Below are 22,149 nucleotides of genomic sequence, written 5' to 3'. Positions count from 1 at the left end.
CAAAAAAAATCCGGCAAGGGCGCAAACCCCTGCCGGATTTTTTTCGTACTATTTGATTCCGTATCGGTGATCGGGCTTTTGGCCTTTGCTAGGCGAAGTTGTAACCCTGCTCCAGCGCCTTGGCGTTGGCAGAGATCAGCTTGGCATAGTGCGCGCTCACCACGCGGTTCAGGGCTTCCTGCACCACGTTGAGGGGCAGCGCGCCCGTGGCCTTGAGCCATGCGCCCAGGGCCACCATGTTGGCCATCTTCACATTGCCCAGTTCGTGGGCCATGTCGTTGACGGGAATGTAGACCGTGCGCTTGTCGGCATCGATCAGATTCTGCGCCACCAGCGAGGCATTGACGATCTGCACGCCGCTTGCCGCCAGCCGGGGCTGGAACTTGGTAAGCGAGGGTTCGTTGAGAATGATGGTGGACAGGGGCTCGCGCACCAGGGGCGAACCGATGTGGTGCTCATCGAGCACCACGGTGCAGTTGGCCGTGCCGCCGCGCATTTCAGCCCCGTACACGGGGATAAAACTCACTTCAAGCCCGTGCTCCATGCCAGCCTGGGCCAACAGGTTGCCAATAAGCATAACGCCCTGACCGCCAAAACCGGCGATGATCACATCCTGATACGCGTTAGGCATGCTCGGCCTCCACGTTGGCGGTCATGTCCTTGTACACCCCAAGGGGGAATACGGGCATCATGGCCTCGGCAATACGCTTGTTGGCGGCAATGGGGTCCATGTGCCAGTTGGTGGGGCAGCCCGAAAGCATCTCGATAAAACCAAAGCCGAGCCCCTGCAACTGCACTTCAAAGGCCTTGCGCAGGGCCTTTTTGGCTTCGCGTACATGCTTGACCGAATGCAGCGAACAGCGGGCAGAATAGGCCACGCCGTCCAGCTGGGCCATTATTTCGGCCATACGGATGGGCCCGCCCTCGTTGCCGATGGAACGCCCAGCCCGCGATGTGGTGGTTTTTTGCCCCACAAGGGTGGTGGGGGCCATCTGCCCGCCGGTCATGCCGTACACCGTGTTGTTGATAAAGATACCCGTGATCTTTTCACCACGGTTGGCGGCGTGCATGGATTCGGCCATGCCTATGGCGGCCATGTCGCCGTCACCCTGATAGGTAAAGACAACAGAATCGGGCCGCGCGCGGCGCACGCCGGTGGCCACGGCGCAGGCGCGGCCATGCGGGGCTTCCAGACCGTCCACGTTGAAGTAGTCGTAGGTAAAGGTAGCGCAGCCCACCGATGCCACCAGAATGGTGCGGTCAGCCACGCCAAGCTCGTGCAGCACCTCGCTCACCAGCCGGTGGGCAATGCCGTGGTGGCAGCCGGGGCAGTAGTGGGTGGGGCGCTCGTTGAGCACGGGGTTGGTATCAAAAACCAGGCTTTCGCCCTCGGCGGGACGCAAGGCGTCCAGTTCCTGAGCTTGCATGATTATTTCTCCTTGAGGGCCTGAAGCATGGGGTCGCGCAGGGCATCGGCACCGATGAACAGCCCCGGCATAACGCCGTGCCACAGCACGGATGCGGATGAAACACCGGCCTGACCGAACAGGGACAGGCGGACATCTTCCACCATCTGCCCCGTGTTCTGCTCCATAACCAGAAAACGCCTGCCGGGCGCAAGGGCGCGCAGGGCTTCATCGGGGAAGGGGAACAGGGTTATGGGCCGGAACAGGCCGATCTTGTGGCCCTCTGCGCGCAGCTGGCGTATGGCGCTGCGGGCAATGCGGGCAATGGAGCCAAAGGCCACCACGATCAGCTCTGCATCGTCCGTATCCACACATTCAAAGGCACAGTCGGCCTTCATGGATTCGTACTTGCGCATGAGCATGCGGTTGCGCTCGGCCAGAGCGCCTTCGGCCAGATACACCGACTTGAGCAGACGGGGCTGCGCACCGGGGCCACGGCGGCCAAAGCCTTCCATGCGCCAGGGCGCGGCAAGGGCGGCCAGTTCTTCGGCGGGCACGGCGTCCCTGGGTGGCACGCGGCGCACGGGTTCCTTGATCTGCCCCACAATGGCATCGCCCAGCACCATGACCGGGTTGGCGTATTTAAAGGCCAGGGCAAAGGCCCTGAACATGAAGTCGTAGCATTCCTGCGCGGTGGAGGGGGCCAGCACCAGATTGCGGTGGTCACCGTGCCCGCCGCCCTTGACGGCCTGAAAATAATCGCCCTGCGAGGGGCCAATATCACCAAGACCGGGGCCGCCGCGCTGCATGTTGACGATCACGCCGGGAATCTGGCTGCCAGCCATGTACGAAATGCCTTCCTGCATGAGCGAAATACCGCAGCTGGAAGACGAGGTAAGCGCGGGAACACCGCTGGCAGCTGCGCCCAGCACCATATTGATGGCGCCGACTTCGCTTTCGGCCTGCACAAACTGGCCGCCAGCTTCGGGCAGCAGGGACGAAAGCGCTTCGGGCACTTCGTTTTGCGGGGTGATGGGGTAGCCGAAGTAGCAGCGGCAACCCGCGTCGATAGCGCCAAAGGCCACGGCCTCGTTGCCCTTGATGAGCACACGTTCTGTTGCAGCGCTCATGCCTTGCCCCCCTTGGTTTTCGCGCTTTTGAACACGCGTATGGCCACATCGGGACACATGACCGCGCACGAAGCGCAGCCAGTACATTGGCCGTCCATTTCCATCACTTCATACCCGTGACGGTTGAACCGGCCCGAAGGTTTCAGGATGTGCGCCGGGCAGACTTCCACACACAGGCGGCAGCCCTTACAGCGCTCTTCCAAGAATACAACTCTTGACATTTCAGCTCCTTGGGATTCCACACCCGCATCATGAAACAATCAGCGAACAAGCATGGCATCGCCATATGAGAAGAACCGGTATCCCCTGCGCACGGCCTCGGCATAGGCATCAAGCACGCGCTTGCGCCCGGCCAGGGCAGAAACCAGCATGATCAGGGAGGATTCAGGCAAGTGAAAATTGGTCAACAGGCCATCCACCACACGGAAGGGCCTGCCAGGGTACAAAAAGATGTCTGTCCAGCCGGTAAAGGGCTGAACCCTGCCACACAGCTCGGCCACGCCTTCCATGGATCGCAGGCTGGTGGTTCCTACGGCAATCACGGGCCGTCCTTCGCGCTTGGCCTCGGCAATGGCCAGGGCCGTTGCTTCGGGTATTTCCACGTATTCCCTGTGCATGCGGTGGCCGCGTATGTCGGCATTGCGCACAGGGCTGAAGGTTCCGTAACCCACATACAGGGTTACGTCGGCCCACTGAAAGCCTCTGGCTTTGAGGGTTTCACGCATTTCAGGGGTAAAGTGCAGCCCCGCCGTGGGCGCGGCCACAGAACCCGTCTTGTCCTCGCGGGAGTAGATGGTCTGGTAGCGGCTCAGGTCTTCTTCCGCATCTGTACGTTTGATGTAGGGCGGCAGGGGGATATGCCCGGTGGCCGCAAAAGCCCTCGAGAGATCCCCGTCCCAGGCCAGCCGCACGCGCCGGTGGCCAAATTCGCCAGATTCCAGCACGGTTACGCTAATACCCGCGCCAAACTCCAGGCGTTCGCCGTCACGAATACTGCCGCCAGAGCGTATCAGCCCCTCAACCTCGGCGCTTGTGCCGCCAAGTTTGTCGGGCCGCGCGCGCTCAAGCACCAGCGGCAGCGGCGTAAGCAGCAAAAACTCTACCTTGCCGCCGGTAGAACGCGTGCCCAGCAGGCGCGCCTGCAACACACGCGAATTGTTGGCCACCAGCAGCGCCCCCTTGGGCAGGCAGTCTGGCAGATCGCTGAACTGATGGTGCTCAAGCTCAAGCGCGCCCTCGCGGGGCATGACCAGCAAACGAGAAGCCCCGCGTTCCTCTGGCGGAAACTGGGCTATCTGCGATTCGGGCAATTCAAAATTATAACTTTCGAGAAGAAAATCCGCTTCCTCAATGGGCATAATACGTGGGCCTCGTTAATGAACCCCTCACGCTGCGGGCTTGTCAGCATGCGGCTGAGGGGCTAGTGTACTTGGGTTGATTCCGGGCATTCCGCACCGGAAGGAGGAGATTATAGCCATGCAGCGCCCGCTTGTCATCCTTGCAGTCACCCTGCTTGCCGCCCTGATGGCGGGCTGTTCCACAATGGAAATCAGCAATCCCTTTACCAATGACCCCCTTACGGGCGGTGTGGACACAGGAAAAAGCCAGTTGCTGGCTGTTTCTACACCGGCAGGCATGCAGCGTTTCCCTACCCACGGCTACCAGGTTCCCGGCACGGGCGGCACGCAAGGGCTTGAAATATTTCGCGGCGATGTAGACATGGCCTTTGCAGCACAGGTTATGTACAACGGCCTTCAAAGCCAAGGCTGGCATTTGCGCCAGGCGCAACGCAAGGGTGTGCGCGGCGTGTATGTGTATGAACGAGGATCCTCCATTGCCACCCTCACCGTTGAGCGAGAGGCCATCGGCACTGTGCTGGCCATCTGGGTGGCAGACCGCATGCCCGACGGCGCAACCCTGCCCATGCAGGAAAATACCGGGGCCAGCGGCTATGGCGGCGGCAGCGGCAGCAGCAGTGGCAGCAGTGGCGGCACGGGCAGTTACAGCGAAAGCACAGGCGGTGGCGGCGGCATGAATCCTGCGCCCAAACCCGGCTTTTCCGAAAGCTGGGGAGGCGGCGGCAACAAGGGCGGTATTCAGGAGCGCAACCTATGAGCGAAACCAAGAGTGGACTGAAAACTCCCTTTGACCAGAGCACCCGCTTTGAACGCAAGCGGCTGCACCTTGGCGTGTGCGGTTCTGTGGCCTGTTACAAGGCAGCCGATCTGCTGCGCGCGTGGTCAGGCATGGGCATACACGTTTCGGCCACGCTCACGCCCGGCGCGCGGCGTTTTGTGGCTCCCCTGCTGTTTGAATCCCTGGGCGCTGCCCCTGTGTACGAAGACATGTTCACGGCGGGACAGGACGTTTTTTCGCATCTCGAGCCGGGCCAGCACGCCCAGGCCATGGTGGTGGCCCCGGCCTCGGCTGACGCGTTGTTCCGCCTGGCGCACGGCGCTGCGGGCGACATGCTGGCGGCGCAGGCGCTTGCCTTTGACGGGCCCATGATTATTGCGCCAGCCATGAACCCGCGCATGTGGAGCAACCCCGCCACCCAGGCCAACATTGATATTTTGCGCCAGCGGGGCGCGCGCATTGTCATTCCCGCCTGCGGCGGCACGGCCTGCGGCGAACAGGGCGAGGGCCGCCTTGCCCCCCTGCACGATATCTTTCTTGCCGCGCTGCGCGCACTTTCTCCGCAGGATATGACGGGCAAACGGGTTATGGTCACCCTTGGCCCCACCCGCGAGGCGTGGGACGGCGTGCGCTTTTGGTCAAACCCCTCCACGGGCCTCATGGGCGCGGCACTGGCCGTGGCCGCATGGCTGCGCGGCGCAGAGGTTACAGTGGTGTGCGGCCCTGGCGTGCGCGCCCGCCTGCCCCGCGAAATTGCGCGGGTTGACGTGGTGAGCGCCCGCGACATGTTTGCGGCCGCCGTCGACCTTTGGCCCAATATGGATATGGGCATGTTTACCGCCGCTGTGGCGGATTTTTCGCCCCAGCCCTTCGGGCCCCGCAAATTCAAAAAAGTTGATGCTCCTGACGGGCTCAGCGTATCCTTTACGCCCAACCCGGATATTCTGCGCACGCTCTCGCATGGCCGCAAACCCGGCCAGAAGGTACTGGGCTTTGCCGCAGAAACAGCCGCCGACATGCAGGCCCTGCTGCCGCTGGCCCACGCCAAGCTTCAGGGCAAAAAGGCAGATGTGCTGGCCGCCAACCGGGTTAATGCCACTGACAGCGGTTTTGGCACGGCCACCAATTCCATGGCCGTGGTGGACGCCACGGGGCATGAGGAAATCTGGCCCAACCAAAGCAAGGCTGACGTGGCCTGGGAACTGTGTTCATGGCTTTTGCGTTCGTAAACCCGGTCAGCGCGCTCTGGCAGCGCCGGGGGCTTACCAGCCTGCTCATGCCCGATGGCTACGACGCCTTTGCCGCAGCGCAAAGTTCTGTGTCTGCGCCCGCTGCCAGGGGGCCTGCACGCAGCGATTCTACACATTCGCACACGGCGCAGGCGCATGTGGGGCAATCGCAGGCGCTGCCCCGCGACCGCCAGCCCTGGCAGCAAAGCCGTGCGCAGGCGCGCCCGCAAAATCCGGCCGAGTCCCAACCGCAGGCCCCGCACCGGCCAGACAATGACGCCGGGCGGCCCGCAGATCAGGGCAAGCCAGCCGCATGGCTGCCCCTGCCGCCCCATGTGTGGCCCGCACCGTGGCAGACACGGCTGGAGCAAACCCGCCCCGGCCCGGTGCTGTGGACATACTGGAACCTCGGCCCGGACATGTGCGATCCGCAGACTCCCGGCAGGCTTGAACGCCGCCAGTTTTTGCAGCGCCTGTTGCAAGACCTGGGGCATCCTGCCGGCACGCACACCTTCTGGCCCTCATGCCTGCCGCCAGACCCCGCCGCCCTGCCCTCGCCCGATGCCGCAGACCCGCAGGGGCAAGCCTATGTGGCAAACCCCGATGTTTTCTGGTCGGGAGCCTTGCAACTCAAGGCCAGAGGCGTAGTTGTGATGGGCTCAGCCGCTGCCCGTGCCGTGGCCCTGCCCGGCGGCCTGCGGCCCCCGCAGCAGATTCGCCACCGGGGCAAGCTGGTGTGGGTTCTTTGGGACGTGGATAATCTGCTTCAGTTTGACCAGCGTTACGCATCCATGCTGGCCCTGCTGCGCGATGCCCTGCGCCATTTTTTACGTTAGCCCGCCCACAGTTGTTGATGCGACGCGCGCCAGCCGCAAACGCTGACGCCGCATGCCACGCCGCCCCGGTTGCGGCGTCGAGGAGACTGTTTTTTCATGTTTATCGCGCTTGGACTCACCTTTCTTGGCATGGCCCTGGGCTTTCTGCTGCGCGGCCAGCCCTGGATCACCTGGCTGACACGCGGTGTCACCCCCGCCATCATGCTGCTGCTTTTTGCCCTGGGCATATCGGTAGGCAGCAATGAAATGCTCATGCAGTCGCTGCCCCGGCTGGGCGGTGCGGCCATTGCCCTGACGGTGGCGGGCATTGCGGGTTCCTTTGTGTGCGTAGGCCTCATCAGCCGCTTCTTTCCCCGGTCGCCCGCGCCAGCCCCGCTGAGCGGCAAGGCCGAAACGTCCAAAAGCGCCGGGCCGGAGGATCGGGCATGAAGGGCAGCCTTATCATCCTGTTTTTCTTTTGTACCGGCGTGCTGCTCGCCCGCCTGGGCCTGATACCCACCTATCTGCTGGAGCACGACTGCACAGTGTACGCCCTGTGGCTGCTTATGCTGCTGGTGGGCATTTCCATCGGTTCAGACCGCAGGCTTGGCGAAATTTTGCGCACCCTCAAGCCACGTGTGCTGCTGTTGCCCTTGGCCACCACGGCGGGTACTTTTGCAGGCACTGCGCTGGTGAGCCTGTTTCTTTCCTACAGTGTGAGCGAATGCATGGCGGTGGGTGCGGGTTTTGCCTACTACTCGCTGTCGTCCATCTTCATTTCGCAGTACAAGGGGGCAGAGCTGGGCACAATCGCCCTTATCAGCAACATTGCCCGCGAGCTCATCACCCTGCTGCTCACACCGCTGCTGGCCCGCCACCTTGGGCCGCTCATCCCCATCAGCTGCGGCGGCGCGTCTACCATGGACACGACCTTGCCGGTCATCACCCGCTATTGCGGCAAGGAATGGATTTTTGTTTCCATTGTACATGCCATGATACTTGATTTCAGCGTGCCCTTCTGGGTGATCTTCTTTTGTACTCTTTGAGGTATTACCGGCATGCTGCGAAGGGCATCATGCAGGCAAGATCATGTTCTTCTGCGCCGTGAGTTGCCCGTGGCCTTTGGCTGAAGCGAAATTCAGCCAAAATGCAGGCCTGCTTGGGCATGTTCGCGGTGCAGATGAGATCACCTGAACGAACGCCGCGAAGCTGCGGGGCAATGCAGAGGAACCGAGATGGGGGCATCCCAAACTCTGCCAAACCACGCGCCTTCCGCTACGTTACCGCAACCTTGCCGCAGATACCTCGCTACACCTTGCCATATCCTCCAAAAGCGCTCACTATGTCTGCAAGCCTGAAAACAGACCGTGGAGGAACTGATCATGGCCCGTATGCGTTCTGCAAAACAAAAGCTCAAGGAATGTCTGACCGGCCCCCAGTGGCGCGAACACCTTGACGAAATCACCCAGGGCGGCCTTGAAAACATCGGCCCGCTCTTTTCCTTTTTGCTGCTCGGCCCGCTCACCATGCACCGTGCCGCCGTTGCTCTTGGGCATCTGACGGCCCAACTGGCGCAGCAACAGCCAGAAGCAGCAAAAAACATCATCCGCCGCCTCATGTGGCATATGAACGAAGAATCCGGCAACATCGGCTGGGGCATACCCGAAGCCTTTGCGGAAATTCTGGCTGCCAGCGAACCCCTGGCCAAGGATTTTCACCGTATTCTTATGAGCTATGTCATCGACCTGGGCCGCGACGACAACTACTGTGACAACGACACCCTGCGCCGCTCGTGCTACTGGGCCATAGGCCGCCTTGCGCAGACCCGGCCGCAGTTGTGCCTTTCTGCGCGGCCCTGGCTCATCAAGGGGCTTGAAGATGTGGACATGGTTTGCCGGGGCATGGCTGCCTGGGCGCTCGCCCAGCTGCCCCCCGACCTCATGGACGCGCCAGCCCTGCGCCGTCTGGCCGGTGCGGGCAACACCACCCCGTGCGAACTGTTTGACGGCCACGATGTTTACGAAAAAACCGCCAGCCAGATAGCCGCCGAGGCACTTGAAGGCAGCCAGAAGTAGATCTGCTGGCTGACAGGCAAGGGCCGCAGCCAACCTGGCACACATTCAACAAGGCCCGCAGTCATCACCCCAAAAACATAAAGCTCCCCGGAATCGAAATTCCGGGGAGCTTTGCTATTTCCAGCCGCCAGTGGCAGCTGTGCGGTTATTCTTCGGCCAGGGCGCGCACGGGTTCGCCGTAGGCGTCGTTGACCGTGCCCTTGATGTTCATGAGCTCAATCCAGCGGCGGATGGTGCCCACAAGCACAAAGACCATCAGCACCATGACCAGGCAAGCCAGGAAGGCAAGCAGATACTTGCCACCGGGAAGGTAGGTCTTGGTAACTTGCAGATAGCCAGCCCAGAAGGTCACGGCGGTCAAAAACACGCCGGGAATGGCCGTAACAAGGCTGAGCTTGCCACGGTTCATGCGCAGCAGCATGGAGGTACACACGATGAGTGCGCAGCCAGCCAGCAGCTGGTTGCTCAGACCAAACAGGGGCCAGATGTTGCTGATGTTACCGGTGTACATCAGATAGCCCCACATGGACGTGAAGATAAAGCTGGTGATGTACACGCCGGGGGTCCAGTTCTTGTCGCCAAAAGGCGCGTAAACCTTGCCCAGCATTTCCTGCAAGAAGAAGCGGCCCACGCGGGTACCGGCGTCGATTGCGGTCAGGATGAAAACGGCTTCAAACATGACGGCAAAGTTGTACCAGTAGGCCATCAGGTGATCCATGTAGGGGATCTTGTGGAAGATGTGGGCCATACCCACGGCCAGAGAAACCGCGCCGCCGGGGCGGGCATGCAGGTTCAGGCCAATCTTTTCTTCAAAAAAGCCCAGGTCAACGGTGTTCAACGCGGGGTGCGCGGCGATCAGCGAACTGAACTTGTCGGGGGTGGAGTTGATGGCAAAGTAGTCGCCGGGCATCAGGGTGCAGGCGGCGATCAGGGCCATGATGGCCACAAAGCCTTCGGTAAGCATGGCGCCGTAACCGACAAACAGAACGTCCCGTTCATTGCCGATCATTTTGGGCGTTGTTCCCGTGCCGATAATGGCGTGGAAGCCAGACATGGCACCGCAGGCGATGGTAATAAAGATAAAGGGCAGAGCAGGGCCGCCGATCACAGGGCCGCCGCCGTTGATAAAGGGCGTGATGGTGGGCATGAGCAGAGTGGGCTGCACAAAGATGATGCCCACGGCCAGCATAAGGATCGTGCCGATCTTGAGGTAGGTGGAAAGATAGTCGCGCGGAACCAGCAGGAACCACACGGGCAGCACGGAGGCCAAAAAGCCGTAACCGGCAATGGCCAGGGCCACGGTGTCGCGGTTCCAGTCAAAGGCCCAGCCGAGCACGTCCTTCTGCATGAGGTCGTGACCGCTCAGAATACCCACAACCAGCAGCACCAGGCCCACAAGGCTGGCCAGCATGACGCTGTTCTGCTTAAAGCGCATGATCAGGCCCATGAGCATGGCAATGGGCATGGTGATGACCACGATAAACAGCGACCAGGGCGCGTTGTGCATGGCACTGATGCAGGCCAGCGAAAGACCGGCCAGGGTGAGGATAAGAATACACAGTACGGCGATGCCCGCCACGGTACCCGTAACGGGGCCCACTTCGCGCTGGGCAATGGCCGAAAGGCTCTGGCCTTTGTGGCGCACAGAGGCAAACAGCACCACCATATCGTGTACAGCGCCGCCAAGCACGCAGCCAATCAGAATCCACAGCGCGCCGGGCAGATAGCCAAACTGGGCCGCAAGCACAGGGCCAACCAGCGGACCAGCAGCCGCGATGGCGGCAAAATGGTGGCCGTAAAGCACAAATTCGTTGGTTTTTACATAGTCGTGGCCGTCAGCAAAACGCACAGCCGGGGTAATGCGGCCCGCATCCAGACGCAACACCTTGTTTGCCAAAAAAATGCCGTACACGCGGTAGGCGATGGCAAATATGCACAATGCCGCAAATACAAGCGTTAGGGCATTGATATGCTCTAAACTTTCCATCGTATCTCTCCCTGTTTTGTTCTTCGGGCCACAGGCTGGCAGCCCGTCCCAGAGTCACTCAGCTGTTGCCCCAGACAAACACCACTGAATCCTGCGGGACGACGCACGCGCTGCTCCTCCTTGCCAATGCGTCGCGCAAAAAAACGGCGACCGACCAGCAACCCCCTGTTTACTGGTCAACATTGCTAATTATAGACTTTCCTGGTTCCGACCTACTCCGAATAAATGTACATGTCCATACAAATTGTCACTGAAAACACGCTGCAAAACGTTATGCACAACAGGAATCTGCAAAAATTCTGCATGTTTTTATTGAACGCATACCCGATACTGGGCAGTTGTACAGTGCTTTGCTCGGTTACCGAAGATACCCGGCCTGCATGCGCGCCCTCCCGCAGCGATGTGAAAATTTTCACCCTTTTCGTGAATTGGTGCAAGCACTTTGTTATTGCCATGCCCCTGCCTGCACTATCCCTTTGCACGCAAAGGGCAACAGCCCACCCTGTTTTGCTTGCATTCCTTGTGGGCAAGGCCTAATGTTCGTGAACCGGCTGGGGGAGCCATAAAAGGCTGAGAAAGGGTGATAGCGCCCTGACCCCTAGAATCGCACAGAAAAACGCGATTCTGCACCTGACGCGGATAGTACCGACGAAGGGAAGCTGGCCCAACCTGCTTTTTGCAGGATTGTGCTCGCCCGCAGCCGTAATGGTTTTGCGGGTATTTTTTTTGCCGTCTGGCATCTCCGCAAGCCATTACACCCTCAAACTGTGAAAACACCCCTGTGGCTGTTTTCTTCTGGAGGCGCGTATGGATGTCACAATCAACGGGGAAACCGAATCCCTTGCTGCACCGTGCAGCGTGGCCGATCTGCTGGCCGCGCGCGGGCATGACGCAACACGGGTAGTGGTTGAACGCAATGGAGAAATTCTGCCCCGCGAGCATTTTTCCCAAACCGTGCTCTGCGAGGCCGACTGCCTGGAAATCGTCCACTTTGTGGGCGGTGGGTAGGCGGGGCTTCCAATTTTGGCGGCACAACAATTTTTTCATGCACATTCCTGACGGAGAGCACAATGACCAATGATCCCTTCATTCTTGGCGGCGTAACCCTTACAAGCCGTCTTTTTATAGGCACGGGTAAATACGGTGCAGACAGCCTCATCCCCGCCGTGGCAGAGGCCAGCGGCGCAGAGGTTATCACCGTGGCCATGCGCCGCGTGGGCAAGCAGCAGGATACCCAGGGAATCATGGGGCATATTCCCGCGCACATGCGTCTGTTGCCCAATACCTCTGGCGCACGTACCGCCGACGAAGCCGTGCGCCTGGCCCGCCTGGCCCGCGCCGCCGGTTGCGGCGACTGGATAAAGATTGAAGTTATTTCTGACACCCGACATCTGCTGCCCGATGGCTACGAAACAGCCAGGGCCACGGAAGTTCTTGCGAATGAAGGTTTTACCGTTCTGCCCTACATCAACCCCGACCTCTACGTGGCGCGCGCCTGTGCGGCGGCTGGCGCAGCAGCCATCATGCCACTCGGCGCACCCATCGGAACCAACCGGGGCCTGCGCACCAAGGAGATGGTGGGCATTCTGATTGAAGAAATGGATCTGCCAATTATTGTAGATGCGGGCATTGGCCGCCCCTCGCAGGCCTGCGAAGCCATGGAAATGGGCGCGGCTGCCTGCCTGGTGAACACGGCCATCGCTTCGTCGAGTGATCCGGTAAGCATGGCGCGTGCCTTTGGCGCGGCAGTACGGGCCGGGCGCGATGCATGGCTTGCCGGGCCAGGCGCTGTAAAAGCGCAGGCGCAGGGTGCGGAAGCATCCTCTCCTCTCACGGGATTTCTTCGCTAGGGCGCAGCCATTCAACGCAGCCATGTTGACCGCCAGCAGCACCGCTGACAGCCGACCGCTTTATAAGGATCACACATGGAAACCTTTCAGGAATATCTGCAAGCCTGGCCCGCAGAACGCCGGGCAACGGGTGCCGCACAAGCCACAGAGGCCGATGTGCTGGCCGCCCTGCAAAAAGAAATTCTGCAACCGGCGGATTTTCTCACCCTGCTTTCTCCTGCTGCCGCGCCGCACCTCGAGGCCATGGCCCGGCGTGCCCGCGACCTGACCCTGCGTTTTTTTGGCCGGGCCATAAACATTTTTACCCCGCTCTATATTTCGGATGTCTGCACCAACCAGTGCCGGTACTGCGGCTTCAATGCCAAAAACAAGCAGCCGCGCCGCCACCTGAGCATTGATGAAGCCGCAGCCGAGGCAGATGTGATCGCCGACAAGGGCTTTCAGCACATTCTGCTGCTCACGGGCGACGCCCGTCACCTCTCGTCACCGCAATACATTGCCGATGCGGCCCGCCGCATCAAGCCGCGTTTTGCCTCGGTGGGTGTTGAGGTCTATTCTCTCACCACCGAAGAATACAGGCTGCTTGTCAACGCGGGTGTGGACAGCATGACCATGTTTCAGGAAACATATAACCCGGAACTCTACGCATGGCTGCACCCCGTTGGGCCCAAGCACGATTACGGCTTCAGGCTCAACGCGCCCCAGCGCGCCGCAGAGGGCGGCATCCGTTCCATTGGCGTGGGCGCGCTGCTGGGGCTGGAATCGTTTGAGCAGGATGCTTTTGCCACGGGCCTGCACGCGTGGTGGCTGCAAAGGCACTACCCCGGCGTGGACATGAGCGTTTCCATTCCGCGCATCTGCCCGCACGAAGGCAACTTTGACGTGCAGCACGGTGTGGACGACCGGCAGCTGGTGCAATATGTTACGGCCATGCGCTGCTTTTTGCCGCGCGCGGGCATCACCTGCTCCAGCCGCGAAAGCGCCTATATGCGCGACAATCTGGTCCCCATCGGCGTTACGCGCGTTTCAGCCGGTGTATCCACAGCCGTGGGTGGCCGCGCCACCGAGGATTTGCACAATCCCGGCCAGTTTGAAATCACCGACTGCCGCAGCCTTGAAGAAATGGCGGCTTCCCTGGCGGGTATTGGCTATCAGGCCGTGCTCAAGGACTGGGAAGACCCCGTGGCCGTATAACCGTTTTGCCTGTCACACGGCGGTCTGGCGCATGCCGGGCCGCCGTACCCGCCGTGCAGGCCCACCAACACAGACCCCCTACAACGGATTCCACCATGCACAATGCGCTTCACACCGGGCTTGCCCGCTACCTCAGCCCGCAACAGATCGAAGCCCTGCACGCAGCCCGCGTGGGCATTGCGGGAGCAGGCGGGCTGGGTTCCAACGCGGCGCTCATGCTGGCCCGCAGCGGCATAGGTAATTTGCTTGTGGTGGATGACGACGTGGTTGACGCCTCGAACCTTAACCGGCAGCAGTACTGGCCCCGGCATGTGGGCCGCCCCAAGGTTGAGGCACTGGCCGAGCTGCTGCTGGAGCTGAACCCCGCCATACAGGTTGAAACCCGCCGCATGCGCATGGACCAGCACAACATTGCCACGGTGCTGCCCGCCTGCCCCATCTGGGTAGAGGCCTTTGACGGCCCGGACGACAAGACCCTGCTGGTTGAAACAGCCCTGCTTGGCGGCTACCGCATTGCCAGTGCTTCGGGCATGGGCGGCTGGGGCGGCAAGGCCATGGGCAAACGCCAGCTGGGAAACCTGGTGCTGGTGGGCGATTTTAGTACGGATGTGATGCTGGCTCCGCCCCTGGCACCACGCGTTACCGAGGCGGCAGCCCTGCTGGCTGATGCGGTGCTTGAAATGGTGCTTGGCCCGCACGATCTCGCCTGAATCACCATCTGCCCAAAATGCAGCAAAAGGCCCGTTCCGGCTCGGCTGCCGCACGCAAACCGCATGGATCGCGCGCAGACCGGGCTGAAACGGGCCGTGTACTGACCTGTGGAACCGATATGCTTACACCTTGAGCTGGGCCGTCAGGTCTTCCAGCCTGCCGGTGAGCTCCTGCAATTTGCCTGTTTCCTGATTGGCCTGGCCCATGGATTCTGCCGTGTCGGCCACCATGTGGTTTACCTGCTCAATGGTGTGGTTGATTTCACCACTGGCGGATGACTGCTCTTCACTGGCGGCGGCAATGGCCTTGACCTGTCCAACGGTGTCTTCCACCGTACCCACAATATCATCCAGGGCCTGGCCAGACTGCTTGGCGTAGTCTGTGGCCTGTTCCACCTGCTGTACGGCATTGTCCATGGAGGCCATGCTCTTTGCCGCACTTTGCTGAATGGCTTCGATGGCGCGGCCCACATCGGTGGTGGAGGCCATGGTTTTTTCGGCCAGTTTGCGCACTTCGTCGGCCACAACGGCAAACCCACGCCCGGCTTCGCCAGCGCGGGCAGCCTCGATGGCTGCGTTGAGGGCCAACAGGTTGGTCTGGTCGGCGATGTCGGAAATGACGTTCATGATTTCCGTAATGGCACGGGCGTGTGTTTCCAGCAGGGCCATATCCTTACGCAGATCAAGGGTAACCTTGTGTACGTTTTCAATGCCGTGCAGGGCGTTTTGCACCACTTCTGCGCCACTGGTTGCCTTGGTCATGGTGTGGGCTGAGGCCTCGGCAGCCTTATCGGCATTGATGGCCACCTCCTGCACCCTGGAGTTCATGTGGCCCATGGCCGCAGCCGCCTCGCCCAGCTGCCCTGCGGCAACAGCGGCGTTTTTGTCAGACTGGCGAATGCTGGCGGTGAGGGCTTCCACGATCTTGGCCAGTTCGTGCATGGTTTCTTCCAACGCCTGCGCCACCTCGGCCATACGTCTGTTTTTCTCGGTAATTTCACGCTGGGCATTGTTGAGGGCGGTCATGTCCACATACACACACATGCCGCCAATGCACTCGCCGCCCGAATTGTAGATGGGAAACACATTGGCCAGCACGTTTACCTTGCCGCCCTTGTGTCCGCCAATGGTGACCTCAAGGTTTTTGAAGCACTCTCCCGTAGCCATGCTTTTGCCCACGGCGGTTTTGCGGGTTGGATCATTATAAAAGAGCTCGGCCAGGGTTTTGCCAAGGCACGACTCGATACTGTCATCAATTTCAAGCATGGTCAGGCAGGCCCTGTTGGTGCTGAGCGCCCGTTCCTTGGAGTCTACCAGCAGATAGGGCATGGGCAGGCCGCGCAGAATGCCTTCCTTATATTCCTTGTCATGCGTGTACGCCCGGCGCAGCTCTTCAAGACGCGCAAACAGGGGCGAAAGTGTCGGCTCATCAGACTGAACAAGGCTGCCTGGCTTGGCAGCAATGGCGCAAACGGCCTCTACTGCCTGGCCCATGGCGCTGCCCCACAGGGCTCGCCCGGCCACAAAGGCCCCCAGGGCTGCCACCAGGCCGCTGACTGCAACCCCCGCAACCGTAAGGCCGGTAAGATATGTTGCGCCAAAGCCCAATCCAGCCGCAAGCAGGGCTGCCGTGCAACAGCACAAAAAAAATTTTAAATTCACAGAACTACCTCACTTTCAAGCATATTTAAGGCCAGTATACGGGCAACATTGCAGCCCCACTACCATAGTCTGCTCAACTGGCACAACCGGCTACCGGCTGTGCTGCTTCAAAAGTTTCTTCTCAAACTGTATTTCGGCAGTTATTGAAAAAAAATTAGTTTTCCGAAAAAGTTTGTGTCTTTTTTGACATTTTACGATAACAATCATCCATCAATCAAGGTACGGCTGCACACTTTGCCAATTATTATCATTCCGACACAAACACCTTGACAATTTTTTTTCACCAAGATAATGAAACCCATTCAAGGCAGCTGGCGTTCGCGCCACTGCTACATCCTGATGCGGAACGCAGTTCCTGCGGGGTGGCCTGAATGGGCCCCCTTTTTTTTGTCCTTGTGACAGGGCGAAACCGCCAGGCAAGCGCATTTGCAGCGCAAAGGAATGCTCTAAGAAACGAATGACCGACGACGCACTCAAAGAAGCCATCACTCATATCGCCGAACCCGTGGCAACCTCACTGGGCCTGGTTATCTGGGGGGTGGAAATCGTCCGTGCCGGGCGCACAGTGGTTCGGCTTTTTGTAGACGTGCCGTTTTCTGCGGCAACCGACACACAGCCAGCTCCCACCGACAGCGACGATATCAATGCGCCCGCACTGGTCGCGCTCTCTGCCTCTCTTGGCCAGTGCGAGGAAATCTCGCGCCATGTGGCCCTTGCTCTTGAGGTTGAAGACACCATTCCCGAAGCCTACGTGCTGGAGGTTTCCACCCCCGGCCTCACGCGCCTTTTTTTCAGCCTTGATCAGATGCGCCACTACATGGGCGACGTGGTTGAAGCCCGCCTGCTCAGGGCTGTGGCCATCAACGAAGGCTCACCCGAAGGCCCCAATCCTTCGCACGGCGGCCCCCGCCGCATCTGGCGCGGCGAGCTGCTTGCGGTAGAAGACGAGTCTTTTACCCTGGCCCCCGCCACCATTTTGCCAGAGGGCGATGTAGTACCCGAAAACCTGCCCCCGGTGGTTATTCCGTGGGAAGCAGTGCGCCGGGCCAGCCGCATGTATATTTTCAAAAAGCCGCAAAGACCGGGCAAAGGCCGCGCCAATGCGCCCGCCAGCAAGGGCAAGGCCGAGGCCAAACCGGGCAAGACAAAAAAATCAAAATCGAAAGGTTCTGAAGAGAACCTGTAAAACCTGACGCAACTGCACACTTTGTTTGCGCGGCCAGAGGCATTGACCGGCCGCAGCCAGGCAGTAACCAGAGATATTTACGCCGCAGCGCCAGCAGCCGGAGGCAGCCATGAATCTTGAACTCAAAAAGGCCATTGACCAGATCAGCAAAGATAAGGGTCTTGACCGCAACATGCTCATCGTCACGCTTGAAGAAGCCGTGCGCACCTCGGTGTTGCGCCGCTTCAGCGAAGATATGGACGTGGAAGTGACCTACAATGACGATACCGGCGACATTGAGGTCTACCAGTTCAAAATCGTCATGGAAGACGACGACTTCGCCAATCCTGACACCCAGATCGAATATTCCGAGGCCATCAAGCACGATCCTTCTGTGCAGGTGGACGACGAAATGGGCTTCCGCGTCAAGGTGGAAGACCTGGGCCGCATTGCCGCCCAGTCTGCAAAGCAGGTGATTATCCAGCGCATGCGCGATGCAGAGCAGGAAATCATCTACACCGAATACAAAGACCGCGTGGGCGAAATCGTATCGGGCATTGTGCAGCGCCGCGACAAGGGCGGCTGGGTTGTTAACCTTGGCCGTACAGAAGCCATCCTGCCCCGCGAAGAACAGATTCCCCGCGAGCACTACAAGCGCGGCGACCGTGTGCAGGCGCTCATTATTGAAGTGCGCCAGGAAGGACGCGGCCCGCAGGTTGTTGTTTCGCGCTCGCACCGCGACTACATGGCGGCCCTCTTCCGCCGCGAAGTGCCCGAAGTTGACGATGGCGTGGTGCAGATCATGGGCGTGGCCCGTGACCCCGGCTCGCGCGCCAAGGTTGCCGTGCTCTCGCGTGAGCGCGACGTTGATCCCGTGGGCGCCTGCGTTGGTGTGCGCGGTTCGCGCATCCAGAACATCGTGCAGGAGCTGCACGGCGAACGCATCGACATCGTTGTGTGGAGCCCCGACATTGCCACCTATGCCCGCAACGCCCTGGCCCCGGCCCTGGTTTCGCGCATTGTGGTGGATGAAGAAGAAAACCTTCTTGAAGTCATCGTGCCAGACGACCAGCTTACCAACGCCATTGGCCGCAAGGGTCAGAACGTCAAGCTTGCTGCGCGTCTGCTGGGCTGGAAGGTCGATATATTTACAGAGACCCGCTACAATGAGGCCAATGCCATTGGCCACGGACTTGAACAGGTTGCCAGTGTGGCAGAGGTTTCCATTGAGGCGCTTCTGGCTGCGGGCTACAGCTCGCTGGACAGCCTGCGCGGGGCCACGGACCAGGAACTTTCCGACAAGCTCACCATCAGCGCGGCCCGCATTGCAGACCTGCGCTCGGCCATCAACTTCCTGGCTCCGATTGTAGAAAGCACTCCCGAATCCTCGGCGGTGGAGCTGTCAAAGCCCGCCACCACGGAAAGCGGAGATGCAGAAGAATAACGCTGCGCCCGTTGAAGGCGGGGAGCAGGCCTGTGTTGGGCCAGAGCGTATGTGCGTCATCTGCCGCCGCCGCTTTCCCAAGGCCGATCTCGACCGTCATGTACTGACGGAGCAGGGAATTTTGACTTTAGACGCAGAAAAAACCAGACCGGGCAGAGGCTGGTATGTATGTTCCGATCCTGTATGCACGGCCAGATTCGCCAAATTCAGGTCAGGAACACGGCGCAAGGGGGGAAAAAATGTCTGATAATAAGATAAAGATTAAGGATCTTTGCGGGGATATCTCGCAGGATTCCAAGGATGTACTGCGTGTCGCGCAAGAGCTCGGCATGCCGGTAAAATCCTCTACCGGTTCCGTCACCTCAGAGGAGGCCACTCGCTTGCGCGACTACTTTGCCGAACAGAAACAGGTTACTGCGGAGCGCACCGGTTCGCACCCCAGCGTTATTGTGCGCCGCCGCCGCAAGGACTCCCCGCAGGAAGCGGAATCCGCTGTGCAGGAAGCCCCCGTTGCCGCGCCGGTCGAACTCGACGCCCCCAAGGAAAAAGCCCCTGTGGCCGAACCTGTAGTAGCCGAAGCGGCCCCCGCCGCCCCGGTGGCTGAACCCGTTGCGCCCAAGGCCCCCAAGGCCGAGCCCGTGGCTGCCCCTGCGGCAGAGCCCAAGGCGCGCATCGTCAAGCCTGCCAAGGTTGTTTCCCCCGCGCGCGTTATCAGCCGCCCCAGCGACCATCAGGAAGCAGAAATTGTGGAAGCACCCGCAGCGCCCGCCCCTGCCGCAACACCTGTTGTGGAAGCAGCCCCGGCCTCCGCAGCAGCACCTGCTGCCGCCGTGGTGGAAACCCCGGCTGAAAAGCCCGCTGCCGATAAAACCGAAGCTCAGGACAAGGCAGACAAGGCCGCCAAGGCTGCCCGCGTGGCACGCCCCGATGCTTCGGCCATGCCCGAAGGTTCTTCTGCGCCCACCCTGCCCCAGCGCGCCGCCGAGCCCCGCTCTGGCGATGCGGCTGAAGGTGCGGATGACGGCGCAGCGCCCCGCCGCGCTCCCCGTGCCGAGGCCCCTGCCACTCCGCAGGTTCGTATTATTTCGCGCCCCGTACCCGGCGCTGCTCCCGCGCAGGAATCCCGCCCCGCCCGCACTGGCGATGGCCGCCCCGGCGGTTATCCGCCCCGCGACGGTGCTGGCAGGCCCGGTGGCTACCCGCCGCGTGACGGCGCTGGCAGGCCTGGCGGTTATCCGCCCCGTCCTGGCGGCCCCCGTCCTGGCGGCCCCGGTGGCCCTGGTGGCGCGCCCCGTCCTGCTGGTGGCCCCCGTCCCGGTGGCCCCGCTGGTGGCTTTGGGCAGCAGGCCGCGCCTGCCTCGCCCTCTGATACCCGCGACGGACAGAGCAAAAAGAAACGCCTCAAGGGTCGCCGCACTGTTGATTTTCAGCAGGGCGATTTTGGCCGCCGTACCGATGATGACGACAGCGGTCGTCTGAACCGGGGCAAGGGACGCCGCAAGCAGGGCCGTTCTTCTGCTGCGCCGCAGTCCACCCAGCCCCTGAAGGCGGCCAAGCGCAAGATCCGTATTACCGAAGCCATCCGTGTGGCCGACATGGCCCACCAGATGGGCCTCAAGGCCAACGAGATCATCAAGGTTCTCTTTGGTCTAGGCATCATGGCCACCATCAACCAGACCCTCGATATCGACACCGCCACCCTGGTGGCCGCCGAATTCGGGTACGAAGTTGAAAAGGTCGGCTTTTCCGAAGACGATTATCTGGTTCCCAAGGAAGTGGACGCGCCTGATACGCTCAAGCCGCGCCCGCCCGTGGTCACCATCATGGGTCACGTTGACCACGGTAAAACCTCGCTGCTCGACGCCATCCGCAAATCCAACGTCACTGGCGGCGAAGCTGGCGGTATCACCCAGCACATTGGCGCTTACCACGTCAAGACCAAGCGCGGTGAAATCGTGTTCCTCGATACGCCCGGCCACGAAGCCTTTACGGCCATGCGTGCCCGTGGTGCCCAGGTGACCGACCTTGTTATTCTTGTGGTCGCCGCAGACGACGGCGTTATGGAGCAGACCCGCGAAGCCATCAACCACTCGCGTGCCGCCAATGTGCCTATCATGGTGGCCGTGAACAAGATGGACAAGCCCGGTGCCGATCCCGACCGCGTGCTGCGCGAACTGGCCGAGCTGGGGCTTCAGGCTGAAGACTGGGGCGGCGATACCATCGTTGCCAAAGTTTCGGCCAAGAGCCGCATGGGCCTTGACGAACTGCTTGAAATGGTTGCCCTTCAGTCCGAAATCATGGAACTCAAGGCCAACCCCGACAAGCCCGCCCGTGGCCACATTGTGGAAGCCAAGCTCGACAAGGGCCGTGGCCCCATCGCCACCGTGCTCATTCAGGAAGGTACCCTGCGCCAGGGCGACAGCTTTGTGTGCGGCACCTTCTCTGGCCGTGTGCGCGCCCTCATGAGCGACCAGGGCAAGAAGGTTAAAGACGCTGGCCCCTCGCTGCCCGTGGAAGTTCAAGGCTTTGAAGGCGTGCCGGAAGCCGGTGAGGAATTCTTTGTGGTTTCGGACGAAAAGGTCGCCCGCCGCATTGCCGATTCCCGCGCCATCAAGCAGCGTGAACGCGATCTGGCCTCCGAATCGCGCGTCACCCTTGAAACCTTCCTGTCACAGCGCAAGTCTGATCAGGAAACCCTGACCCTGAACCTTGTGGTCAAGGCCGACGTGCAGGGCAGCCTTGAAGCCATCACCGAAGCGCTCAACAAGCAGAGCACGGAAAAGGTGCGCATCAACGTTGTCCACGGTGGCACGGGTGCCATCACCGAATCCGACATTCTGCTGGCTTCTGCCTCGCAGGCCATCATCATCGGCTTCAACGTGCGTCCCACTTCCAAGATCAAGGACGTGGCCGACCACGAAAACGTGGATATCCGCTTCTACGAAATCATCTACAAGCTTGTGGATGACATCAAGAGCGCCATGGCCGGCATGCTGGCCCCGGTGCAGCGCGAGGTCTACCTCGGTCAGGCCGAAGTGCGCGACACCTTCAGCGTGCCCAAGGTCGGCGTTATTGCCGGTACGTATGTGGCCGACGGCAAGATTGCCCGCAACGCGGGTGTGCGCCTGCTGCGCGACGGCGTAGTGGTCTACACCGGCAAGATCTCTTCACTCAAGCGCTTCAAGGATGACTCCAAGGAAGTGATGAAGGGCAACGAATGCGGCGTGGGCCTCGAAAACTTCAACGACGTGAAGATAGGCGACATCATCGAAGCCTTTGAAACTGTCGAAGAAGCCGCCACCCTGTAAGATACCTGATTGAGGAAGGGAGGCCGACACACGGTCTC

General features: G+C 60.7%; 21 protein-coding genes. 14 read left to right on the top strand and 7 right to left on the bottom strand.

All coding sequences use genetic code 11. From position 1 onward, the window contains the following. Positions 1–88: 88 nt before the first annotated feature. From ACE3NW_RS04995 to queA, 5 genes are read right to left on the bottom strand one after another with little or no spacing between them, the layout of a single operon-like run. Positions 89–631 carry a 2-oxoacid:acceptor oxidoreductase family protein gene (locus tag ACE3NW_RS04995; protein ID WP_374280998.1) on the bottom strand — a complete coding sequence of 181 codons (543 nt, stop codon included), beginning with the start codon at positions 629–631 and terminating at the stop codon, positions 89–91. After that, on the bottom strand, positions 624–1,427 hold the full coding sequence (locus ACE3NW_RS04990; RefSeq protein WP_374280996.1) for a thiamine pyrophosphate-dependent enzyme: 804 nt from the start codon (positions 1,425–1,427) through the stop codon (positions 624–626). Before ACE3NW_RS04990 ends, ACE3NW_RS04995 begins: the two co-directional genes overlap by 8 nt. Before the next feature lie 2 nt (positions 1,428–1,429). Then, entirely contained in the window at positions 1,430–2,536 is a 1,107-nt protein-coding gene (vorB, locus tag ACE3NW_RS04985; RefSeq protein WP_374280994.1) for a 3-methyl-2-oxobutanoate dehydrogenase subunit VorB, read from the bottom strand. Continuing rightward, on the bottom strand, positions 2,533–2,757 hold the full coding sequence (locus tag ACE3NW_RS04980; RefSeq protein ID WP_374280992.1) for an indolepyruvate ferredoxin oxidoreductase subunit alpha: 225 nt from the start codon (positions 2,755–2,757) through the stop codon (positions 2,533–2,535). The genes vorB and ACE3NW_RS04980 overlap by 4 nt, the downstream gene beginning before the upstream one ends. Positions 2,758–2,796: 39 nt before the next feature. Beyond that, positions 2,797–3,894, bottom strand: a complete 1,098-nt coding sequence (gene queA, locus ACE3NW_RS04975; RefSeq protein WP_374280990.1) for a tRNA preQ1(34) S-adenosylmethionine ribosyltransferase-isomerase QueA — start codon at positions 3,892–3,894, stop codon at positions 2,797–2,799. 118 nt (positions 3,895–4,012) lie between these two features. On the opposite strand from queA, the gene ACE3NW_RS04970 reads away from it, so the two are divergent. From ACE3NW_RS04970 to ACE3NW_RS04945, 6 genes are all read left to right on the top strand, one after another. Continuing rightward, positions 4,013–4,651 (top strand): hypothetical protein, encoded by a 639-nt coding sequence (locus ACE3NW_RS04970; protein ID WP_374280988.1) that lies wholly within the window; start codon positions 4,013–4,015, stop codon positions 4,649–4,651. Then, the gene (gene coaBC, locus ACE3NW_RS04965) at positions 4,648–5,901 is read left to right on the top strand and encodes a bifunctional phosphopantothenoylcysteine decarboxylase/phosphopantothenate--cysteine ligase CoaBC (protein WP_374280986.1); all 1,254 of its coding nucleotides are present in this window, start codon (positions 4,648–4,650) and stop codon (positions 5,899–5,901) included. The genes ACE3NW_RS04970 and coaBC overlap by 4 nt, the downstream gene beginning before the upstream one ends. Next, on the top strand, positions 5,883–6,737 hold the full coding sequence (locus ACE3NW_RS04960; RefSeq protein WP_374280984.1) for a hypothetical protein: 855 nt from the start codon (positions 5,883–5,885) through the stop codon (positions 6,735–6,737). The genes coaBC and ACE3NW_RS04960 overlap by 19 nt, the downstream gene beginning before the upstream one ends. A gap of 96 nt (positions 6,738–6,833) precedes the next feature. Continuing rightward, positions 6,834–7,166, top strand: coding sequence for a LysO family transporter (locus ACE3NW_RS04955; protein ID WP_374280982.1), 333 nt, complete (start codon positions 6,834–6,836; stop codon positions 7,164–7,166). Further along, positions 7,163–7,762, top strand: a complete 600-nt coding sequence (locus ACE3NW_RS04950; RefSeq protein WP_374280980.1) for a lysine exporter LysO family protein — start codon at positions 7,163–7,165, stop codon at positions 7,760–7,762. The genes ACE3NW_RS04955 and ACE3NW_RS04950 overlap by 4 nt, the downstream gene beginning before the upstream one ends. A 336-nt stretch (positions 7,763–8,098) precedes the next feature. After that, positions 8,099–8,791 (top strand): DVU0298 family protein, encoded by a 693-nt coding sequence (locus tag ACE3NW_RS04945; RefSeq protein WP_374280978.1) that lies wholly within the window; start codon positions 8,099–8,101, stop codon positions 8,789–8,791. 145 nt (positions 8,792–8,936) lie between these two features. Here ACE3NW_RS04945 and ACE3NW_RS04940 read toward each other — a convergent pair whose 3' ends face one another. Beyond that, positions 8,937–10,778: a carbon starvation protein A gene (locus ACE3NW_RS04940; RefSeq protein ID WP_374280976.1), complete on the bottom strand. Its 1,842-nt coding sequence runs from the start codon at positions 10,776–10,778 to the stop codon at positions 8,937–8,939. An 807-nt stretch (positions 10,779–11,585) separates the two neighbouring features. Here ACE3NW_RS04940 and thiS point away from each other — a divergent pair. The 4 genes from thiS (at position 11,586) to thiF (ending at position 14,532) form a co-directional block, all read left to right on the top strand. Beyond that, positions 11,586–11,786: a sulfur carrier protein ThiS gene (thiS, locus tag ACE3NW_RS04935; RefSeq protein ID WP_374280974.1), complete on the top strand. Its 201-nt coding sequence runs from the start codon at positions 11,586–11,588 to the stop codon at positions 11,784–11,786. A gap of 62 nt (positions 11,787–11,848) precedes the next feature. Then, positions 11,849–12,628 carry a thiazole synthase gene (locus tag ACE3NW_RS04930; protein WP_374280972.1) on the top strand — a complete coding sequence of 260 codons (780 nt, stop codon included), beginning with the start codon at positions 11,849–11,851 and terminating at the stop codon, positions 12,626–12,628. 75 nt (positions 12,629–12,703) lie between these two features. Continuing rightward, complete coding sequence (gene thiH / locus ACE3NW_RS04925) at positions 12,704–13,822, top strand: 2-iminoacetate synthase ThiH (protein ID WP_374280970.1); 1,119 nt, start codon at positions 12,704–12,706, stop codon at positions 13,820–13,822. A 95-nt stretch (positions 13,823–13,917) separates the two neighbouring features. Continuing rightward, the gene (thiF, locus tag ACE3NW_RS04920) at positions 13,918–14,532 is read left to right on the top strand and encodes a sulfur carrier protein ThiS adenylyltransferase ThiF (protein WP_374280968.1); all 615 of its coding nucleotides are present in this window, start codon (positions 13,918–13,920) and stop codon (positions 14,530–14,532) included. A gap of 123 nt (positions 14,533–14,655) precedes the next feature. Here the strand turns inward: thiF and ACE3NW_RS04915 are convergent, their stop codons facing one another. Beyond that, entirely contained in the window at positions 14,656–16,194 is a 1,539-nt protein-coding gene (locus tag ACE3NW_RS04915) for a methyl-accepting chemotaxis protein (protein ID WP_374280966.1), read from the bottom strand. A 457-nt stretch (positions 16,195–16,651) separates the two neighbouring features. Here ACE3NW_RS04915 and rimP point away from each other — a divergent pair, with 457 nt between their 5' ends. From rimP to infB, 4 genes are all read left to right on the top strand, one after another. Then, positions 16,652–17,380, top strand: a complete 729-nt coding sequence (rimP, locus tag ACE3NW_RS04910; RefSeq protein ID WP_374280964.1) for a ribosome maturation factor RimP — start codon at positions 16,652–16,654, stop codon at positions 17,378–17,380. Between the two features lie 109 nt (positions 17,381–17,489). After that, positions 17,490–18,803, top strand: coding sequence for a transcription termination factor NusA (gene nusA / locus ACE3NW_RS04905; RefSeq protein ID WP_374280962.1), 1,314 nt, complete (start codon positions 17,490–17,492; stop codon positions 18,801–18,803). After that, positions 18,790–19,050: a YlxR family protein gene (locus ACE3NW_RS04900; RefSeq protein WP_374280960.1), complete on the top strand. Its 261-nt coding sequence runs from the start codon at positions 18,790–18,792 to the stop codon at positions 19,048–19,050. Before nusA ends, ACE3NW_RS04900 begins: the two co-directional genes overlap by 14 nt. Further along, positions 19,043–22,111, top strand: coding sequence for a translation initiation factor IF-2 (gene infB, locus ACE3NW_RS04895; RefSeq protein WP_374280958.1), 3,069 nt, complete (start codon positions 19,043–19,045; stop codon positions 22,109–22,111). The genes ACE3NW_RS04900 and infB overlap by 8 nt, the downstream gene beginning before the upstream one ends. Positions 22,112–22,149: the final 38 nt, after the last annotated feature.

This window comes from Desulfovibrio sp. (genome assembly GCF_041907885.1).
GTDB lineage: Bacteria > Desulfobacterota > Desulfovibrionia > Desulfovibrionales > Desulfovibrionaceae > Desulfovibrio.
This window is presented reverse-complemented; position numbering and strand designations above follow the sequence as displayed.

Bases quoted from the DNA above. Each gene is read 5' to 3' on its own strand.
- rimP (WP_374280964.1), top strand. From the start codon at position 16,652: ATGACCGACGACGCACTCAAAGAAGCCATCACTCATATCGCCGAACCC.
- queA (WP_374280990.1), bottom strand. From the start codon at position 3,894: ATGCCCATTGAGGAAGCGGATTTTCTTCTCGAAAGTTATAATTTTGAA.
- ACE3NW_RS04950 (WP_374280980.1), top strand. From the start codon at position 7,163: ATGAAGGGCAGCCTTATCATCCTGTTTTTCTTTTGTACCGGCGTGCTG.
- ACE3NW_RS04995 (WP_374280998.1), bottom strand. From the start codon at position 631: ATGCCTAACGCGTATCAGGATGTGATCATCGCCGGTTTTGGCGGTCAG.
- ACE3NW_RS04990 (WP_374280996.1), bottom strand. From the start codon at position 1,427: ATGCAAGCTCAGGAACTGGACGCCTTGCGTCCCGCCGAGGGCGAAAGC.
- vorB (WP_374280994.1), bottom strand. From the start codon at position 2,536: ATGAGCGCTGCAACAGAACGTGTGCTCATCAAGGGCAACGAGGCCGTG.
- ACE3NW_RS04900 (WP_374280960.1), top strand. From the start codon at position 18,790: ATGCAGAAGAATAACGCTGCGCCCGTTGAAGGCGGGGAGCAGGCCTGT.
- ACE3NW_RS04945 (WP_374280978.1), top strand. From the start codon at position 8,099: ATGGCCCGTATGCGTTCTGCAAAACAAAAGCTCAAGGAATGTCTGACC.
- thiF (WP_374280968.1), top strand. From the start codon at position 13,918: ATGCACAATGCGCTTCACACCGGGCTTGCCCGCTACCTCAGCCCGCAA.
- ACE3NW_RS04955 (WP_374280982.1), top strand. From the start codon at position 6,834: ATGTTTATCGCGCTTGGACTCACCTTTCTTGGCATGGCCCTGGGCTTT.
- ACE3NW_RS04970 (WP_374280988.1), top strand. From the start codon at position 4,013: ATGCAGCGCCCGCTTGTCATCCTTGCAGTCACCCTGCTTGCCGCCCTG.
- ACE3NW_RS04980 (WP_374280992.1), bottom strand. From the start codon at position 2,757: ATGTCAAGAGTTGTATTCTTGGAAGAGCGCTGTAAGGGCTGCCGCCTG.
- thiS (WP_374280974.1), top strand. From the start codon at position 11,586: ATGGATGTCACAATCAACGGGGAAACCGAATCCCTTGCTGCACCGTGC.
- thiH (WP_374280970.1), top strand. From the start codon at position 12,704: ATGGAAACCTTTCAGGAATATCTGCAAGCCTGGCCCGCAGAACGCCGG.
- ACE3NW_RS04940 (WP_374280976.1), bottom strand. From the start codon at position 10,778: ATGGAAAGTTTAGAGCATATCAATGCCCTAACGCTTGTATTTGCGGCA.
- infB (WP_374280958.1), top strand. From the start codon at position 19,043: ATGTCTGATAATAAGATAAAGATTAAGGATCTTTGCGGGGATATCTCG.
- nusA (WP_374280962.1), top strand. From the start codon at position 17,490: ATGAATCTTGAACTCAAAAAGGCCATTGACCAGATCAGCAAAGATAAG.
- ACE3NW_RS04960 (WP_374280984.1), top strand. From the start codon at position 5,883: ATGGCTTTTGCGTTCGTAAACCCGGTCAGCGCGCTCTGGCAGCGCCGG.
- ACE3NW_RS04930 (WP_374280972.1), top strand. From the start codon at position 11,849: ATGACCAATGATCCCTTCATTCTTGGCGGCGTAACCCTTACAAGCCGT.
- coaBC (WP_374280986.1), top strand. From the start codon at position 4,648: ATGAGCGAAACCAAGAGTGGACTGAAAACTCCCTTTGACCAGAGCACC.